The organism is Candidatus Thiosymbion oneisti (genome assembly GCF_900092655.1).
Lineage (GTDB): Bacteria > Pseudomonadota > Gammaproteobacteria > Chromatiales > Chromatiaceae > Thiosymbion > Thiosymbion oneisti.
In genome coordinates this window covers 1-242 of the sequence record NZ_FLUY01001078.1, presented here as the reverse complement: position 1 = coordinate 242, position 242 = coordinate 1, and the positions used below count along the sequence as shown (strand labels likewise).

Genomic DNA, 242 nt, shown 5'->3' with positions numbered 1-242 from the left:
GACGGGTCAACGGGAACGCCGTGCGCGCGGCGAACCGAGATTTCGTTGTGTTGTGCCGCGAGCTGGATCTGGTGGGTAGAGAAACCATCGCCATCGACGGCTCGTTTTTCCATGCGAGCGCCAGTGACGCCAGCATCACAACCAAGAAGCGCTTGGAAGCGCAATTGAAGAAGATCGCACGTGATCTGGAAGCCTACACGCAGGACCTTGATACCAATGACGAGCAGGAAAACCACGTGGGC

1 pseudogene is annotated in these 242 nt (G+C 57.9%); it reads left to right on the top strand.

The features are described from left to right. Window positions 1-20: 20 nt before the first annotated feature. A pseudogene (locus tag BQ17_RS10945) lies at window positions 21-242 on the top strand (IS5/IS1182 family transposase); the annotation flags it as partial.